Annotated in this window: 20 protein-coding genes; 17 read left to right on the top strand and 3 right to left on the bottom strand. The window is 29.5% G+C overall.

Annotated features, from left to right (window positions below):
- Positions 1 to 4 precede the first annotated feature (4 nt).
- Positions 5 to 1,063, bottom strand: a complete 1,059-nt coding sequence (locus HA146_RS04130) for an ABC transporter ATP-binding protein (protein WP_209108287.1) — start codon at positions 1,061 to 1,063, stop codon at positions 5 to 7.
- A gap of 96 nt (positions 1,064 to 1,159) precedes the next feature.
- Between HA146_RS04130 and nth the strand changes: the two genes are divergently transcribed.
- From nth to HA146_RS04115, 3 genes are read left to right on the top strand one after another with little or no spacing between them, the layout of a single operon-like run.
- Complete coding sequence (gene nth, locus HA146_RS04125; protein WP_209108286.1) at positions 1,160 to 1,813, top strand: endonuclease III; 654 nt, start codon at positions 1,160 to 1,162, stop codon at positions 1,811 to 1,813.
- Positions 1,814 to 1,848: 35 nt separating this feature from the next.
- Entirely contained in the window at positions 1,849 to 2,508 is a 660-nt protein-coding gene (locus tag HA146_RS04120) for an SDR family oxidoreductase (protein ID WP_209108285.1), read from the top strand.
- Positions 2,509 to 2,534: 26 nt separating this feature from the next.
- Positions 2,535 to 2,723 carry a hypothetical protein gene (locus tag HA146_RS04115; RefSeq protein WP_209108284.1) on the top strand — a complete coding sequence of 63 codons (189 nt, stop codon included), beginning with the start codon at positions 2,535 to 2,537 and terminating at the stop codon, positions 2,721 to 2,723.
- Positions 2,724 to 2,733: 10 nt separating this feature from the next.
- On the opposite strand, the gene HA146_RS04110 is transcribed toward HA146_RS04115, so the two are convergent.
- Positions 2,734 to 3,345, bottom strand: coding sequence for a PCC domain-containing protein (locus HA146_RS04110; RefSeq protein WP_209108283.1), 612 nt, complete (start codon positions 3,343 to 3,345; stop codon positions 2,734 to 2,736).
- 211 nt (positions 3,346 to 3,556) lie between these two features.
- On the opposite strand from HA146_RS04110, the gene pgsA reads away from it, so the two are divergent.
- A complete protein-coding gene (gene pgsA / locus HA146_RS04105) occupies positions 3,557 to 4,069 on the top strand; it encodes a CDP-diacylglycerol--glycerol-3-phosphate 3-phosphatidyltransferase (protein WP_209108282.1) in 513 nt (170 codons plus the stop codon).
- Here pgsA and HA146_RS04100 read toward each other — a convergent pair.
- On the bottom strand, positions 4,043 to 4,963 hold the full coding sequence (locus tag HA146_RS04100; protein ID WP_209108281.1) for an NAD-dependent epimerase/dehydratase family protein: 921 nt from the start codon (positions 4,961 to 4,963) through the stop codon (positions 4,043 to 4,045). The genes pgsA and HA146_RS04100 overlap by 27 nt on opposite strands.
- 92 nt (positions 4,964 to 5,055) lie before the next feature.
- Between HA146_RS04100 and hisA the strand changes: the two genes are divergently transcribed.
- The 13 genes from hisA (at position 5,056) to accD (ending at position 17,094) form a co-directional block, all read left to right on the top strand.
- Positions 5,056 to 5,823 carry a 1-(5-phosphoribosyl)-5-[(5-phosphoribosylamino)methylideneamino]imidazole-4-carboxamide isomerase gene (gene hisA, locus HA146_RS04095; protein WP_209108280.1) on the top strand — a complete coding sequence of 256 codons (768 nt, stop codon included), beginning with the start codon at positions 5,056 to 5,058 and terminating at the stop codon, positions 5,821 to 5,823.
- Positions 5,824 to 5,902: 79 nt separating this feature from the next.
- Positions 5,903 to 7,519 carry a DUF3685 domain-containing protein gene (locus HA146_RS04090; protein WP_209108483.1) on the top strand — a complete coding sequence of 539 codons (1,617 nt, stop codon included), beginning with the start codon at positions 5,903 to 5,905 and terminating at the stop codon, positions 7,517 to 7,519.
- A gap of 14 nt (positions 7,520 to 7,533) precedes the next feature.
- Positions 7,534 to 8,085 (top strand): thylakoid membrane photosystem I accumulation factor, encoded by a 552-nt coding sequence (locus HA146_RS04085; protein WP_209108279.1) that lies wholly within the window; start codon positions 7,534 to 7,536, stop codon positions 8,083 to 8,085.
- A gap of 12 nt (positions 8,086 to 8,097) precedes the next feature.
- Positions 8,098 to 9,264: a hypothetical protein gene (locus HA146_RS04080; RefSeq protein ID WP_209108278.1), complete on the top strand. Its 1,167-nt coding sequence runs from the start codon at positions 8,098 to 8,100 to the stop codon at positions 9,262 to 9,264.
- Positions 9,265 to 10,320 carry a hypothetical protein gene (locus HA146_RS04075; protein WP_209108277.1) on the top strand — a complete coding sequence of 352 codons (1,056 nt, stop codon included), beginning with the start codon at positions 9,265 to 9,267 and terminating at the stop codon, positions 10,318 to 10,320.
- Positions 10,317 to 10,778 carry a Holliday junction resolvase RuvX gene (gene ruvX / locus HA146_RS04070; protein WP_209108276.1) on the top strand — a complete coding sequence of 154 codons (462 nt, stop codon included), beginning with the start codon at positions 10,317 to 10,319 and terminating at the stop codon, positions 10,776 to 10,778. Before HA146_RS04075 ends, ruvX begins: the two co-directional genes overlap by 4 nt.
- A gap of 26 nt (positions 10,779 to 10,804) precedes the next feature.
- On the top strand, positions 10,805 to 11,341 hold the full coding sequence (locus tag HA146_RS04065) for a DUF3727 domain-containing protein (RefSeq protein ID WP_011818296.1): 537 nt from the start codon (positions 10,805 to 10,807) through the stop codon (positions 11,339 to 11,341).
- Positions 11,342 to 11,346: 5 nt separating this feature from the next.
- Entirely contained in the window at positions 11,347 to 11,841 is a 495-nt protein-coding gene (locus tag HA146_RS04060) for a YqeG family HAD IIIA-type phosphatase (RefSeq protein ID WP_209108275.1), read from the top strand.
- On the top strand, positions 11,838 to 12,920 hold the full coding sequence (proB, locus tag HA146_RS04055) for a glutamate 5-kinase (protein ID WP_209108274.1): 1,083 nt from the start codon (positions 11,838 to 11,840) through the stop codon (positions 12,918 to 12,920). The genes HA146_RS04060 and proB overlap by 4 nt, the downstream gene beginning before the upstream one ends.
- A gap of 19 nt (positions 12,921 to 12,939) precedes the next feature.
- Positions 12,940 to 13,974 (top strand): UDP-3-O-(3-hydroxymyristoyl)glucosamine N-acyltransferase, encoded by a 1,035-nt coding sequence (gene lpxD, locus HA146_RS04050; protein ID WP_209108273.1) that lies wholly within the window; start codon positions 12,940 to 12,942, stop codon positions 13,972 to 13,974.
- 28 nt (positions 13,975 to 14,002) lie between these two features.
- Positions 14,003 to 15,076: a 3-isopropylmalate dehydrogenase gene (leuB, locus tag HA146_RS04045; RefSeq protein WP_209108272.1), complete on the top strand. Its 1,074-nt coding sequence runs from the start codon at positions 14,003 to 14,005 to the stop codon at positions 15,074 to 15,076.
- An 89-nt stretch (positions 15,077 to 15,165) separates the two neighbouring features.
- Positions 15,166 to 16,065, top strand: a complete 900-nt coding sequence (locus tag HA146_RS04040; protein ID WP_032522338.1) for a phosphoribulokinase — start codon at positions 15,166 to 15,168, stop codon at positions 16,063 to 16,065.
- A gap of 147 nt (positions 16,066 to 16,212) precedes the next feature.
- Positions 16,213 to 17,094: an acetyl-CoA carboxylase, carboxyltransferase subunit beta gene (gene accD, locus HA146_RS04035; protein WP_209108271.1), complete on the top strand. Its 882-nt coding sequence runs from the start codon at positions 16,213 to 16,215 to the stop codon at positions 17,092 to 17,094.

The following is a 17,094-nucleotide window of genomic DNA, read 5'->3' as shown; positions in this document are numbered from 1 at the left end:
AAGCTTAAATATATACTTTATGTGCTCCAGGATATAAAAAATAATGACTATTTTTATTAATTGAAAGAGAACATTTATCACCACTATTTAGGAGATTATTAATATCAGTTCTAACCCTCAAAATGTCTTCATTAATAGATACTTTATAGATATAAAACTCGCCAAGGAATTCTTTAGATATTACAATCGCATTACCAGATTCAGATCTTTTAAGTGATATAAATTGAGGGGAAATTGACATACTTTTGATATTTTTATTGTTTAATAAACCTGAACTATTTATCTCACCTAAAGAAGACATATATGAATTGCCATTATGTTTTAGATTAAGAATATTATTTCCCAAAATAAAACTACTAACAAACAGAGTCTTAGGATTATTTAAAAGGTTAATTGGTGTATCAATTTGATGTATTTTACCTTCATTCATAACTGCAACATTATCGCAAATTGACATGGCTTCTTCAGGATCATGAGTAACCATTAACCCACTTGCATTACAACCTCTTAGAATATTTGGTAGTTCACTTCTCAATTTAAGTTTTACATGCATATCAAGACTACAAAAGGGTTCATCTAATAAAATAAAATTTGTCCCTGGAGCAAGAGCCCTTGCTATTGCAAGTCTTTGTTTTTGACCCCCAGACAATTCATGAGGGTACCTTCCAACAAAACTATCAAGACCTACAACATTTAATAGATAGTCAACTCTAGATCTATCTTTTTTGTTTTTCAGGCCAAACATTACATTTTGAATAACAGTTAAGTGAGGAAAAAGTGCATAATCTTGAAAAACCATACCAATATTTCTTTTCTCAGGACTAAGAATTCTTTTCCTACTTGAAATTTCATTATCATTTAAAGAAATCCTTCCTTTAGAAGGATATTCAAAACCTGCGATCAATCTCAAAAGAGTGGTCTTTCCGCAACCCGAAGGACCAAGCAAACCTAATAATTCACCATTTTCAATTTTTAGGTTAATTTCATTTAATATCCATTTTGAATATTCTTGTTTATCATATTTATGATGCAGATCATCAATTATTAACGCATCTTTTTTCACAAAAAAACTTCTTCTTTAAATATATTAAATTAGCAGAAAATATTAATCTAAAATATCTCTTGTATAATTTTATACACCGATACATCTATCACATTAATGAGAAAGGCTGAAAGAGCAGAAATAATACGAAAGGAACTCAAAAAGCTATTTCCATCTCCTCCAATCCCTCTTGAGCATACAAATGCATATACACTTCTCGTCGCCGTAGTTTTAAGCGCTCAATCAACAGATAAGAAAGTTAATGAATTAACAAAAAGCTTATTTAAGGCTGCAGATAATCCAGAAAAGATGGTGAAACTAGGTATTAATGGCATTTATGAATACATAAAATTTTTAGGACTATCTAATCAAAAATCAAAGAACATTTTTAACCTATCTAAACTCTTGATTGAGAAGCATAAAAGTATAGTCCCAAATACTTTTGAGAAGCTTGAATCTCTTCCAGGGGTAGGTCATAAAACAGCCTCAGTTGTAATGTCACAAGTGTTTAAAATCCCCTCTTTCCCAGTGGATACGCATATACACAGGTTGTCACAAAGATGGGGGCTAACAAATGGAGATAGCGTAGTTCAGACAGAAAAAGACTTAAAGAAAATATTTCCTGTTAAAGATTGGAATACCTTACATTTGCAAATAATCTTTTATGGCAGAGAATACTGCACCGCAAGAGGCTGTGATGGAACAAAATGTTATTTATGTCGTACTCTTTATCCCAAAAGAAAAAAGAAATTTATATGTAAAAAGCCCTGAGAAATTTCTATAATAATTAAATTAGTTTTTTAATTATGAAAATAGCAATTACTGGTGCATCGGGGAAAACAGGTTTTAGAATTTCTGAAGAGGCAGTTAAGAAAGGATATAAAGTAAGGCAAATCATTAGAAAGAATTCAAAAGTTTCGGAAGGACTAAAGAGTTTAGAAACAATTAGAGTCGAATTAGACAAAAAAGAAGAACTTGATAAAGCTTTAAAAGATATTGATGCATTGGTAATTGCCACTGGTGCGAGAGCATCAATAGATTTAACTGGTCCTGCAAAGGTTGATGCATTAGGCGTATACAGGCAATTAGAGAGCTGCAAAAGAGTTGGTATTAAGAGAGTTATTTTAGTTAGTTCTCTTTGCACTGGTAAATTATTTCACCCGTTAAACTTGTTTGGTTTAATTCTTATTTGTAAGAAAATAGGTGAACACCTTCTACGAAATTCAGATTTGGAATGGACTATTATTAGACCTGGAGGATTAAAGGAAAATGAAGAAATTAAATCAGAAAATATAAATTATTCAAAGGAGGATACTCAAATTAATGGATCAATCCCAAGAAGATTAGTAGCACAATGTTGTATAGATTCTTTAAAAAACAAAGAATCCATAAATAAATTAATAGAAGTAACAAGTTCGAAAGATAATAAAAAAATATCTTTTAAAAAAGCTATGCAAATGATTTAAAAGATGTAAATATATAAAATAAAACAATGAAAATAAACCCCAAAATTGACGCATTACAATTAATGCTTACTGATTTAAGAACTAGAAATGAACCAATAAGACATAAAGCAGCATTTAAAGGCTGTCAACCAGAATTCCAAAGTCTTGTATCAAGGTTAATAAAGCAGTTAGAGGATGAATTAGTATCTGAAAAACTTATAAATCGTGATAGTTAAAAAATATAGATTACTTTAATGAACTTAAGTTATCCAATTTTGCTTGTTCTGAAAGTTCATCATATCCTCCAAAAAATTTATTATCCAAAAATATTTGAGGGAAAGTATTATGGCTACTTTTAGCCATTATTTTCTGAAAGTTTTCATCATTATCAATTAAAAAAACTTCATGAGGAATAGATAAAGAATTAAGCAACCTAATTGCTCTTTTAGACCAAGGACAATCCTTTAAAATATATGCTTTTACACGTGATTCATTTTTTAATAAATCATTACTAGAGATATTAATAATTTTTTGTTCAAAAGAAAGTAATAATATATCAGTACCTTTTTTTACAATACATCCCTCCTCAAGATGCCCGCCAAAGACATTACATCCCTCATCTGCAAAACTCAAATGTAAATGAACATCTCCTTTATTAAAATGTCCATTTAAAGAAACTATCTCTAGATTTCCCTCAAATTTATTTATCTCTTGATTTCCTGGGCATTGAATACAAACTGTTCTAAGATTACCAACCACTCCAGAAACATACCCGTATAAATTATTCGATAAAGAATATTCTTTAATTGAATTTATCAAATCAGATTCTGGAGATAGCTTTAGGCTATGAGGCTGCATTAGATATAAGGAATAATTTTGTAATATAAAACATCATCATTCATAAAGAGAAGTTGAGTTTATAATCTTTAGGATTCAGATTTAAATTAAATTTTAGAATCTAACATTAAAAACCATTTAAAGTTTTCACTAAAAATTTAAGCTTGTTGAGAGTGTAATATATTTTTTATATACAAACCCTAGTTTGTTATTTTGAAAAAATCTTAAAAGTTTGACATTGAATATTCCCAACTTATTATCGATATCTCGCCTTTTTCTTGTATTTCCATTAATACTTTTTTTAGAAATTAACAGACCTTTTTATGTCTTTATATTGATTATTATTGGAGGTTTAACTGATTATTTTGACGGGTTAATTGCAAGGAAATTTAATCTTAAAACCAGATTAGGAGCTATCCTTGATCCCTTAAGCGATAAAGTATTCTATTTAATTCCCTTAATCTTCCTTTGTAAAAATAATTTAATACCTTTCTGGTCTTTGTCATTAATTTTATTTAGAGAATTAATTATCTCTAGCCTGAGGAACTCTACAAAAGACGGTTTACCAGCATCTATGTTGGGTAAATTTAAAACATTTTTCTTTTTTATATCAGTAATCACTTTCTTTACACCATTGAAAATAAGCTTATTGAATAATTTGGCATTAATTTTTTATTGGTTAGGATTCATTCTGACTTTTGCGACTTTATTAGGCTATTTAAGAATTAAAAAGAATATTATCTGAATTTTCATCAAACTCCTCACTCTTTTTATTATTAAAATCTTTCATAAAACTATCCTTTAAACCACTACGTAAATCAAAAGATGGCATCCACTCTAAATCACATTTAATCTTAGAGATATCAGTCTGATAATGATTTAATCTAATTGGAAATCCCTTTCGAGATTTAGGATCTAATTTTTGATAATCAAATGTTCTCAAAGAAATCTCATTTTGGTTTAATCCAAGAACATTCGCACAAAAATAAATTAAACCCTTTATTGTAACTCCTTTTTCACCTGAACAGTTGTAAATATTATTTTTGGAATTTTCAAAATTTATGCACCTAATCATTACATCAGTTAGATCAGAAACATGGCCTAGCTGAGTAATTAAAGAACCGTCACCAGGGATTGGTATAGATTTTTTAGTAAATAACCTTTCAAAAAACCAATTTTCAATTTTATTATAATTTCCTGGTCCATAAATATAAGTAGGTCTAAAACTTGTAAAAGGAATTTTTTGGTTTTTTAACCAATTTTCTGTCTCAAACTTTCCTTTGTGCCTACTATCTGGATCAATTGGATCAACTTCGGATAAGGGTAGTTCACAATTATCTTTATAAACACCAGCAGAGCTGACATATATATATCTCTGGAAAGAGTTATCTAAATTTTCTAAAAGAAGTTTGGTTTGCTCTAACTCTCGTCCAGAAATATCATAAACAACATCATACTTTTTATTTCTTAGCTTGACGATATCTTCTGAATTATTTCTATCACCCTTAATTAAATTTGTTTTTTCAGGATTACTTTTATTACCTCTTGTGAAAATATCAATATCATAATTTTTACTTAATAACTTTCCAACCAAAGACTTGCCAACAAATCTAGTGCCACCCATTACAAGAATTTTCATATTCAAAAAATATTTAACTGAAGTAGTAATCTTAAATAGAATTACATATTGAATAGTACTACTAATAAGTAATTAATGAAAAGGATGATTCTATGGACCTAATACCTGCAATTGATTTAATGAATGGTAAGTGTGTAAGGCTTTTTAAAGGCGACTTTAATAAAAGAAAAGACTTTACCAAAGAGCCTCATGAGCAAGCTAAATTTTGGGAAAGCGAAGGGGCTAAATATATACATATAGTTGATTTGGATGCTGCAAAAACTGGGTCCCCAACAAACGATAAATCAATAAAAAAGATTGCAAAAACAGTTAATATACCTATTCAAATAGGTGGGGGGATAAGGTCTCAAGAAAGGATAGAACAATTATTTTCATATGGCATTGAGAAAGTTATCATGGGAACCTCTGCGATAGAAAATAAAGAACTAGTTAAAGACTTATCAAATAAATTTCCTGGAAGGATAATTGTTGGGATAGATGCAAAAGATGGAAAAGTTAGTACAAGGGGTTGGCTTGAGCAATCTAATATTTTTGCCACAGATCTAGTAAAGGAGTTTTCTTCATTTAAAATAGCTAGTTTTATTGTTACAGATATAAATACAGATGGGACATTAGAAGGGACAAATGAAGGATTCATAAAAAGCATACTCGAGATTACAGATATTCCAGTAATAGCCTCAGGAGGTGTTGGTTCAATTTCTGATTTATTATCGTTAGTAAAATTTGAAAACTCTGGACTATTTGGAGTTATTGTAGGTAAAGCTCTATATGAAAATAAATTCACGATCAACGAAGCGAATAATATATTGTCATCAGAAAGATTAAATGACTTTGATTTAAACAGAAATTACTACGCTTAAAAGATTGTAAAAATTGATTTAAGGCTGGTGTTTGCAGTAATTGTTAGTTAATTTTGTATTAGAGATAAGAAATCTAGTCTTGGAATTAATTTCAAAAAAATCGATATTGATTATTGCTCCAAGCTTAATAGCAGAATCTTTATCGCTTAAGTTAACATCACTAGACCAAAATTTAGACATTAATTTTAATAATGGAACAGGTGATAAAACTCCGGATTTAGTTATATGGAATGTTCTTAATTTCCAATCAGAAGATCTTATAAGGTTAGAATTATTAAAATTAAGAGAAAGATATGATGAGTCAAAGTTTCTTATAATTCTCTCTGGAGAACTTATTTATGAAGCAAATACCTCTCCATCGTTAAATGCTGAAGGTTTTCTTTTAAATCCCAGTGCAGAAAAAGTTCTTGAATCCATTGATACCATTTTAAATGGAGGAAGGGTCTTTGATATTGAAAATAATTCCCGAGTTCAATTAAACAAAAATAAGCCTCTCTCTTTTAGTCAAAAAATTCTAACTTCTGGTCTTAAACAAATAGATTCTGAAATTAACTATATATTCAAATATCTTAACTCTGATTCAACTCCAGAATTTTATAAATTTATTTTAAAAGGAAGACTAAGAGAACTTATTACTGCTAAATCTTTTCTTATTTTCTTATGGGGTAATTCACTAGAACTTTATACAGAGGCGATTTATACCGAGAATACAATTAATCTTGAAAATAAAAATACTATATTTATTAAAGATAAAGATACTATAGAAATATGGAATTTAATCTTAAATAGACTAAAAGAAAGATATAGCTCAACTAACTTACAGGTTGAATTTAATAATTCATCAATAATTCTCTCTGGAATAAAGAAAGAGTTCATTTCACGTCTAATAGTCAAAATGTTAGACGAATTAAATAATTTAGTAAAAAATATTAAAGAAAACTATAAAGAAAATGATTTTAAAGATGATTTAAATTCTCTTATAAAAGAACTTAAAGTTAATACGATATCAAACATTACAGACAGCTATTTTAGATTAAGAAAAGGAAACGAATCTATTTCAATAAATGATTTTATTTACAGTGAAGTAAGTTGTGAAGAGATAGATAGAGAATCTCATGAATCAATAATGTTTATTGAGCCAATTATTAAAAATGAAGCTCTTGAGTATGATGGAAAATTACTACCTTTATATGAGACAGAATCATTTCTAATACTTGAAAACATAATTTCGAATTGGACAATAAGGAACTGTAATTTATTGGCTTCTGAGATCTTTAATATTTGTTCTTCTTGGCCTGAATTAAGAACTGTACTTATAAATCCTGAGTTACAATCAACAAGAAATTTTGAAAGGTTCAGAAATAATATTAATAACTACAATCGCTGGCATGACTACATTTATATGCCTATATACTTATATGAGAGTAAAAGAGAATATATTGATATTATAGATGAAAAGTTTACCCGATACTTTAAAAATGAAAATAGGGAGAAAGAACTAGAGAATTTAGAATGGCTTCAAAAACAAGTTACATTATTAGTTGAGATAAGAGATGCCGTAGCACCCCAGTTAGAAATTGCGGTAAAGTATATCGGTAATCTTTTCGTAACTTTCCTAACAAAAGTCGTAGGCAAAGCTATCGGTTTAGTTGGTAAAGGAATCCTCCAAGGATTAGGAAGATCAAGTTCCAAGTAAGTTTTAAATCTTTAATGAAAATATTTCAATGGTTCTTAATAGCATTAATCTTCTTAAGTCCATATAAAGCAAATGCTTATAGAGATACTAATAGTTATGACGGCAACATCTTTCCTATATATGCAGGTAATGGTGCAATAGTTCCTCCAAAGACAACACTCAAGGATTCATTAAAGAATAAAAGGGTATCTATTCTATTTTTCTACCTTGACGATAGTTCTGACAGCAAAGCAATGGCTCCGGTCATATCAGGTTTAGATTTAATATGGAGGGAAAATATAGATATTATTGCTTTAACCACAGATGAATTACAAAATGAATTGAAATCTGATCTACCAACTCAACCCAATTTTTATTGGAATGGATTAATTCCTCAAACAATTATTATTGATAGTAATGGACAAGTTAAATTTGATAGCAATGGGATGGTTGACTTTGGTGATTTGAACAAACTTATTAGTGAATCAACAGGAATCGAAATAGAAACTGATAGCTCATTTTCAGTAGAAGCTTTTAATGAATACAATAGTACAATTTCAGAAACAAAAGACACTAAAAATAATTAACAATTTGAAAACATGTTATTTATAAATATCCTTTTATTTTTACTGTTTTTTTTAATTCTTTCAGATTTATATATTAAAAACTCACCCAAATCAAAGTTAGATCTGGTACCCATAAATTACAAAATCAAAAAAAAGGATGGTTTAAACGAATTAATTATTGATTTAAAAATAACTAATAAAAGTAAAACCAAAGAGACAATGGTAACTAATATGAATTTTGAATTGGATTTTTTTAAAAGTAAAGGAAACGAATATTGCCAGAATTTAAATTATCAAGAAGATATTTATATATATGAAAATAATAAAATTAAGAATTTAAATAATTACTGGCCAACAACAATTATCAAGTCAAATGCAGAATTATTTGTAAGAATCATATATAGATTTAGCAATAATAATTTTAGAAAAAAAATAAAATATCTATGGTTAAAAATATATTGGGAGAACTATGGACATTTTGGAATTTCAACTAATAATGATTGTTTGTTAATTAATTTAGATGGTCAAAAACAAAGGCCGAAAGAAGTTTTTGAAATTCCAATAAATAATAAATATAATGCTTTTGCTATTAAAACTGATTTACTTGGTTGCTTTGATAATCCAGTAAATACTGTGATCAAATACTGTAATGGAATTGTAGAAAAAAATGATATTTTAACCATCGGTGAGAGTCCGCTAGCGATTATGCAAAATAGATATATTTCCCCTCAAAATTTAGACTATAGTTTATTTTCGAAAGCTTTATGTTATTTTTTTCACCCTACAAGCAGTCTCGCAACAGCTTGCGGAATGCAATTGTTAATAAATAGAATTGGAGTCACAAGAATAACCTTTGCACTAATTGTTGGATTTCTCTTCAAATTAGTTGGTATTAAAGGTATGTTTTATAGGTTAACTGGTTCAGAATCATCTCTCATTGATGATATAAGCGGTACAGTTACGCCTTACGACAAGAGTATAGTTATGGGTCCTCTCAATGCGGAGTTATTTTGTAGGGAGGTCTCGAACTATCTAAATATAGATGTTGCTGTAGTCGATGTTAATGATCTTGGAGGTGTGAAAGTCTTAGCTAGTTCAAATAAAAAAGTAAACAAAATACTCAAAAGAAACTTAATATCTAATCCAGCTGGCAATGGAGATGAAAAAACCCCTATAGTATTAATAAGAGAAAAAAAGTAAATGAAAAAAGATACCTCTTATTCTTTTCAATCTAAAAAAGGAATAGAAGTAACTTTTGAAGAACTCCATATAAGGCACATTAATCTTTTAATAGATATTAAAAATAAAGAATTGAATAATTGGTTTTTAAAGATGGCAATTATAAATACCTTTGACGACTTAAAAAGTTTTTTAAATAATCTTAAGAAAAATAAAAATAAATGCATAATTGCTATATATGGAAACGAAATTATTGGTTATTTGAATATTTTTCCTTTAAATAAAAAGGAGACTTGCTTAAAAATATCTAAGCCCAAGTTGATTAACAACAAGTGTTATTTAACAGATAAACAATTAACTTTAGGATTGATAAAAAAATCTATCTCAATAAAAGACATCAAAACTTCAAGTTGGATAATTAACGCTGATATAAATAATGTTGACCTCATATCAACCTCAAGAGAATTAGGCTTTCAGCCTTTAGGAGAGATAATCCTTTGGGATGGTACTGATCTAAATAAATCTATGAAGCAAAATAACAATGCCTCTCAATTAATTAATGAATTCCAAAAAATTAATAAACAAAATATATTAAAGATAGTGAATTTCATAAGATCGAATCAATCCCCCTTAATAAGAAATATTTTAGATTTTGATCAAGACGACATTCTTAAAAGAAATAACTCTAAAAGTGGTGCCTTAATATATGAAAATTCAGTCTTATGTACCATTTTAAAAGATATAAATTATCAAAACGAAGAAATTTATACATTAACTATAAGTAGATATTGGGATAAAAGATTCAATTCTATTTTAAAAGAATTTATAAAAAGATTTTTTGAAAAATCACCTGTTTCATATTTAAAAACCTATAAAGAAAATTCTCAATTAAATCTTTTTCTCGAAGAATGTAATCTCAAAGAAAAAAATCAAGAAATAATTCTTATCAGGAACACAATAGTTAAGAATGAAGCCAAACAAGTAAATATAATAAATCAATCTTTGGAATCAATCTTTGAAAAATTAAGTCCACAAGGTAATCCATATCCATCTCCTTTTCCATTAAAAACAAAGTGAAGTTTTGCAAACCCAAACCCAAGTCAATTTTGAGTTTGGATATAGGTACCAAAAGAATAGGATTAGCTTATTGTGATCCCCTCTGCATAACATCAAATATACTTCCAGCAGTAAAACGATTTGAAAATAATCAAGAGATTAAAATCATTAGGAATTATATAAATGAATTTAATTTGACTGGTTTTATTGTGGGTATTCCGCTAGATGAGGAAGGTCAAATGACCACTCAAGCTATTGACTGTAAAAATTACGGTCAAATACTTGCAAATGAATTAAAGCTTCCATTTTCTTATGTCAACGAACATAGTTCAACTTGGGAATCTTCAGAAAGATTTGGAATAAAAAAAGATAAATCCGGATTGATTGATAGTTTTTCAGCAAAAATAATACTTGAACAATGGATCGAAGAAGGTCCTGAATTAGAAGAAATAGCTGGTAAACGTCAGATAAAATATTAGTATTAAAAAGGATAGATAATTTTTAAATGAAAGAAGCCAATTCAAATGACAATTATGATGCACAGACTCTTTTATTAAATGACTCAAATGGAAACGAGCTATTTTGTTATCTTGAACAATTAGTAAGTGTTGAAGGCCAAGAATATGCTTTATTAACGCCAGTTGATACACCAGTAAGTCTTTTTAAGATAAATGAAAAAGATGAACCTGAACTAATTGAGAAAATAGATAAAAATGAACAAATACTAAAAAATGCTGAAGCAGTCCTTCAAGAACATGATTTAAGACTTATCAGATCAGCAGTTACATTAACAGTATCAGGAGAACTTGAAGAACCAATTTACGATGAATTAGAAGAAGATTACGTCGATGATGATAGTGAGAGTTATGAATTGCTCGTTAACTTTAATCTTTTTGACCAAGAATATGGCTTATACATACCACTAGATCCTTTTTTTATTGTGGGTAAATTAAAAGACAAAGGTGCCTTATTAGTTGAAGATGATGAGTTCGATAAAATTCAACCTTTGATTGAAACTGAGCTTGAAAAAAGTAGTTCTTAAAATAAATGAGATCTATCCTAAAAGTCAATTGGGATTCAAACTTACCAATATATAATATTTCTCAATCTGAGTTGCAAAAAAAAGGAATTAATTCTTTATTGTTAGACGTGGATGGGACTCTAGTAAATAGAAAATCAAATATGATCCCAAAAGCTGTAAAAAATTGGATCATAGAATCTAAAAAACTTTTCTCCTTATATCTAATAAGTAATAATCCATCAAAAAAAAGAATCGCAAAAATAGCGAAAGAATTAAATTTAAGGTATAAATACAATGCATCAAAACCTAGAAAAAATGTAACTTTGTCTGCTATCAAAGAAATTGGCAGAGAGCCAAAAAATATAGCCATTATTGGCGACAGAATTTTTACAGATATTATTGTTGGGAATAGATGTGATATAAAAACAATATTAGTTAAGAGATTAAATAGAGATGGCTTGCCTATAAAATTTAATTTAACTTTGACAATAGAAAAATTAATTTCTCATTTTATAAAATGAAAACTTGGGTTATAAAAATTGGTACTAGTATTTTAAGAGGAACAGAGGAAACATCTACAGAAGAAGTTATTGAAAACCTTTCTAGATCCTTTACAAGTTTTCTTTCAAAAGGAAACAAGTTAATCTTAGTAACTAGTGGAGCCGTTGGATTAGGTTGCCAAAAGTTAAATATTAAAACAAGGCCAAATGATTTAAGTACCCTTCAAGCTACTGCTGCAGTAGGTCAAGTTAATTTAATGTCCTTATACGATAAAGTATTTAATAAATTAGATCTTAAAATTGCTCAAATTTTAATAACTAAAGCTGATTTCAATTCACGAGAATCCTTTAATAACGCTTCTAAAACTTTAAAAAGATTAATCGATTTGAATGTTATTCCAATAGTAAATGAAAATGATACCGTAGCAAATGAAGAGCTTAAATATGGGGATAATGATACCCTCTCTGCTTTAGTTGCCTTGGCTATAAATGCTAACAAGCTTATTTTATTAACCGATATTGAAAATCTATACTCAAAAGATCCACGTAATAATAAAGATGCGCAACCTATTAAAGAAGTTCATAATAGTGAATTAAAGGATATTAAAGATAAAAATATTCAAAACTCAAATAATGAATGGGGAACAGGAGGAATTTCTACAAAATTAATTTCTGCAGAAATAGCAACAAAAGGAGGAGTCGAAGTCCAACTAGTTGATGGAACTAATAAAAAAAACTTAATTAAAATATTTAATGATAATAAAATTGGAACTTTATTTTATCCAGTAGAAAAACCTATTGGAAACAAAAAAAGTTGGCTTTCACATGCAATTCAAACAGTAGGGAAAATTACTTTAGATGATGGCGCTTCTTTTGCAATTAAAAAAAAAGGTGCCTCACTCTTAGCGGTTGGTGTTAAGAATGTAGAAGGAAACTTTACGATTAATCAGGCAGTTAAAATCGTAAATACAAATGATCAAGAAGTTGCAAAAGGTTTAGTATCAATAAGTAGCGACAAATTAAGAAGTATCTTAAATAATAAAGAAAATAACAACTCCTCGATAATTGTCGTACATAGAGATGTTCTTGCTCTCTCTTAGAAAAAATTAAAACTGAAAAATGCTTTTAAGTGATTTAGTTGATCTAATAAAAAAAGGAAATTCAAATTTTATTAGTGCCAATATTGTTGAAGATTTAAATATAGATGATGCTGCCTCATTAGATGATGCAGATAACCATCAAATATCTTTTTTAGAAGAAAATAATATCCTTAAAGAAAAATTAGATCAAACTAAAGCATCAGCAATAATAACTTCTAACAACAATGAAATTGTTAGTTCCCTAAAGAAACTCAATATATCAAACATAATTGTTAAAAATCCAAGAATTGCATTTGCAGAAGTATTGGATTGTTTATCTAAACCTATCAATTTCAAAGCTGGGATTCACGCTTCAGCCTTTATAGATAAAACAGCAATAATTGGAGCAGATTGCCATATTGGACCTAATGTCTATATTGGAGAAAATACTGTAATTGGTGAGAATAATCATATACTCCCTGGAACATCAATTTTAGGAAATGTTCGAATAGGAGATAATAATATAATCCATCCAAATTGTGTTATTTACGAAAATACCACTCTAAAAAATAATTGTGTAATTAATTCAAATTCTGTTATTGGATCAGAGGGATTTGGTTTTATTCCTAAAGATGGTAAATGGGTAAAGATGCCTCAAAAAGGTGGTGTAAAAATAATGAGTTTTGTAGAAATTGGAACAAATTGCTGTATTGATAGACCTGCAGTAGGATTTACTTTTATTGATGAGGGAACAAAGTTGGATAATTTAATACAAATAGGTCATGGAGTTAAAATCGGTAAGAATTGTGCATTTGCAGCTCAAGTTGGTATCGCTGGAGGAGCAAAAATTGGGGATGGGGTTATTTTGGCAGGACAAGTAGGCGTAAATAATAGAGTAAAAGTTGGGAATAATGTCATAGCAAGTTCAAAATGCGGCATCCATTGCGATATAGAAGATGGCAAGGTAATTAGTGGTTTCCCCGCGATGGATAATAAATCATGGCTAAGGAGTTCAAGTATTTTTAAAAAATTACCAGAATTAGCAAAAAAACTTAGACAATTAGACAAGCAATAATTTATTGTTCTATTAAACAAAAATTTAAATGAAGAAATATAAAATTGTTTTATTGTCAGGAGATGGAATTGGACCAGAGATTTCAGAAGTTTCAAAAAAAGTTTTAAAAAAGCTTTCAAAAAATCATAATTTCGAAATTGAGATTATTGAAAAATTATTTGGAGGGATAGCTTATGAAAAATATGGGACTCCTGCTCCAGATGAGACACTAGATCAATGCAAAAAAAGTGATGCAGTACTTTTAGCATGTGTTGGAGATATTAAATATGACTCTCTTGAAAGAGAATTAAGACCTGAAACTGGCTTACTAAAGTTAAGATCTGCCCTAAACCTTTTCGCAAATATCAGGCCTGTCAAAATAAGAAAATCTCTTTTAGATTCAAGTTCATTAAAAAAAGAAATTGTTGAGAATGTAGATCTTATTGTTGTAAGAGAATTAATAGGAGGTATTTATTTTGGAAAACCAAGAGGGCAAATAACAAATACAAAAATCCCAAAAGCTTTCAATACGATGGTTTATGATGCGGACGAAATAGAGAGAATAACTGAAATAGCAATAAAAATTGCTAACCAAAGAAATAAAAAAATATGTTCTGTTGATAAATCAAACGTTCTTGAGGTTAGTCAATTGTGGAGAGATACAGTTTTAAATATCACCTCGAAAGATAAAAATATATCTTTAAGCAATATGTACGTTGATAATGCAGCAATGCAATTAGTTAGAGATCCTGGTCAATTTGATGTGATTTTAACTAGTAATTTATTTGGTGATATTTTAAGCGATTTAGCCGCAATGTTAACTGGTTCTATTGGTATGCTTCCATCTGCATCTCTAAACAATAATGGGCCAGGAGTTTTTGAACCTGTTCATGGTTCGGCTCCTGATATAGCTGGTAAAAACATAGCAAATCCTATTGCGATGCTTTTATCCGCTTCCATGATGTTAAAAATTGGTTTAAATGAAGAAGAAGCCGCAGAAAGTTTAGAAACTGCTGTTGATAAAGTTTTATCAAAAGGATTTAGAACAGCTGATTTAGCTGATGGGTCTTCCGCAGTATTATCTTGCAGTGAAATCGGAGATAAAATAATAGATGAAATTTAAAAATAAATTAATAAATAAAAAAATATTTTTAAGTTGAACATAAAGTTGGCATATGACCTGTCAGAATCATTAGATATTGTTTTTATAAAATGTCAAAACGTCATCCAGTAGTCGCTGTAACAGGATCTTCAGGAGCAGGAACAAGTACAGTAAAAAGAGCCTTTGAGCATATTTTTGCCAGAGAAGATATTGTTCCCGCCGTTGTAGAAGGTGATAGTTATCACAGGTTTGAGAGAATGCCTATGAAAAAAGCTATGGCAGAGGCTCTTTCAAAAGGTGAAAATTTTTCTCACTTTGGTCCAGAGGCTAATCTTTTTGACAAGCTAGAAGAACTTTTTAAAATCTATGGTGAAACTGGAGGAGGGAAGAAAAGATATTATCTACATAGTCCTGAAGAAGCGGAAGAACATAATACAAGACTTGGGACATCCTTAGAGCCAGGACAATTTACTCCATGGGAAGATATTCCTGAGGGGACAGACGTACTATTTTATGAAGGGTTACATGGCGGGGTGGAAGGTGATGGATACAATGTGGCATCTTATGCTGACTTACTTGTTGGAGTTGTTCCGATAACAAATTTAGAATGGATTCAAAAAATTCATAGAGATAACGCAGAAAGAGGTTACTCAGCTGAAACCATTGTTGATACTATATTGAGAAGAATGCCTGATTACATAAATCACATTTGTCCACAATTTAGTAAAACCGATATTAATTTCCAAAGAATTCCTACAATTGACACTTCCAATCCTTTCATATGCAGGAATATTCCAACTCCTGACGAGAGCTTTGTGATTATACATTTCAGAAAAGGGGCGAGAGAAAAATGGGGAATTGATTTTCAATACTTGCTTGGAATGATACACGATTCATTTATGTCAAGTCCAACCAGTATCGTTGTAAATGGTGGAAAAATGGGTTTCGCAATGGAACTTATTCTTACTCCAATAATTCATAAAATGATTGAGGAGAAAAATAAAGGATAATTAATAATTAATTTTTAATTATTAACTCAAATACTTATATTTTTTCTAAGGATTAAGGAGTTCCTAATCTAAAAATCTCAAATATTTATATATCTTTCTTGATAAAAGTACCTTACTTAGATTTAAATAGAAAAAACAGGTAACGTTGTGTCATTAATCGACTGGTTTGCCGCAAGGCGTAAAGATCAATTTGTTGGGAAAGTTTCGCAAGATACTGACGAGGCGGATGGTTTGTGGGTTAAATGCTCAGAATGTTCCCAAGTGGCTTATAGAAAAGATCTAATTTCAAATTTCAATGTTTGTAGTAATTGTGGACACCACAATAGGATTAATAGCGATGAAAGGATAAGTATAATAGCTGATAAAAATTCATTCAAAGAATTTGACAGTTCACTAAGTCCTACAGATCCTTTAGGTTTTAAAGATAGAAGGGCATATGCTGATCGAATCAAAGAAAGTCAAGCAGGTACAGGTTTAAGAGATGGAGTCATAACAGGTTTCTGTTCTGTAAATTCAATCCCTTTAGCATTAGCTGTTATGGATTTTAGATTTATGGGGGGATCCATGGGTTCAGTAGTTGGTGAAAAAATTACAAGGATAATTGAGAGAGCAACTATAGAAAACTACCCAGTTCTAATTGTTTGCGCATCAGGTGGAGCAAGGATGCAAGAAGGCATGCTAAGTCTCATGCAAATGGCAAAAATATCTGGAGCACTAAAAAAACATAAAGAAAAAAATCTTCTATATATGCCCTTATTAACTCATCCAACTACTGGAGGGGTAACAGCCAGCTTTGCGATGTTAGGTGATTTAATTTTGGCGGAACCTAAAGCTCTTATAGGATTTGCTGGTAGAAGGGTTATTGAACAGACATTAAGAGAAAAATTACCCGATAATTTTCAAACAGCTGAATATCTTCTTGAGCATGGTTTTGTTGATGTAATAGTAAAAAGGAAAGATCTCAAGGATACTTTGACCAAAATTTTAAAAATTCACGGTGTAAAAGCACTTGCAGAAGCAAACACATAA

The organism is Prochlorococcus marinus CUG1416, assembly GCF_017695965.1.
GTDB lineage: Bacteria > Cyanobacteriota > Cyanobacteriia > PCC-6307 > Cyanobiaceae > Prochlorococcus_A.
The sequence above is the reverse complement of the archived record's forward strand: the minus strand, read 5'-3'. Positions and strand labels throughout refer to the sequence as shown.

What these genes read in the sequence shown, in the direction of transcription:
- nth (WP_209108286.1), top strand. Translation starts at nt 1,160, where the DNA reads ATGAGAAAGGCTGAAAGAGCAGAAATAATACGAAAGGAACTCAAAAAG.
- HA146_RS04120 (WP_209108285.1), top strand. Translation starts at nt 1,849, where the DNA reads ATGAAAATAGCAATTACTGGTGCATCGGGGAAAACAGGTTTTAGAATT.
- HA146_RS04115 (WP_209108284.1), top strand. Translation starts at nt 2,535, where the DNA reads ATGAAAATAAACCCCAAAATTGACGCATTACAATTAATGCTTACTGAT.
- HA146_RS04110 (WP_209108283.1), bottom strand. Translation starts at nt 3,345, where the DNA reads ATGCAGCCTCATAGCCTAAAGCTATCTCCAGAATCTGATTTGATAAAT.
- HA146_RS04100 (WP_209108281.1), bottom strand. Translation starts at nt 4,963, where the DNA reads ATGAAAATTCTTGTAATGGGTGGCACTAGATTTGTTGGCAAGTCTTTG.
- hisA (WP_209108280.1), top strand. Translation starts at nt 5,056, where the DNA reads ATGGACCTAATACCTGCAATTGATTTAATGAATGGTAAGTGTGTAAGG.
- HA146_RS04085 (WP_209108279.1), top strand. Translation starts at nt 7,534, where the DNA reads ATGAAAATATTTCAATGGTTCTTAATAGCATTAATCTTCTTAAGTCCA.
- HA146_RS04080 (WP_209108278.1), top strand. Translation starts at nt 8,098, where the DNA reads ATGTTATTTATAAATATCCTTTTATTTTTACTGTTTTTTTTAATTCTT.
- HA146_RS04075 (WP_209108277.1), top strand. Translation starts at nt 9,265, where the DNA reads ATGAAAAAAGATACCTCTTATTCTTTTCAATCTAAAAAAGGAATAGAA.
- HA146_RS04065 (WP_011818296.1), top strand. Translation starts at nt 10,805, where the DNA reads ATGAAAGAAGCCAATTCAAATGACAATTATGATGCACAGACTCTTTTA.
- HA146_RS04060 (WP_209108275.1), top strand. Translation starts at nt 11,347, where the DNA reads ATGAGATCTATCCTAAAAGTCAATTGGGATTCAAACTTACCAATATAT.
- proB (WP_209108274.1), top strand. Translation starts at nt 11,838, where the DNA reads ATGAAAACTTGGGTTATAAAAATTGGTACTAGTATTTTAAGAGGAACA.
- lpxD (WP_209108273.1), top strand. Translation starts at nt 12,940, where the DNA reads ATGCTTTTAAGTGATTTAGTTGATCTAATAAAAAAAGGAAATTCAAAT.
- leuB (WP_209108272.1), top strand. Translation starts at nt 14,003, where the DNA reads ATGAAGAAATATAAAATTGTTTTATTGTCAGGAGATGGAATTGGACCA.
- HA146_RS04040 (WP_032522338.1), top strand. Translation starts at nt 15,166, where the DNA reads ATGTCAAAACGTCATCCAGTAGTCGCTGTAACAGGATCTTCAGGAGCA.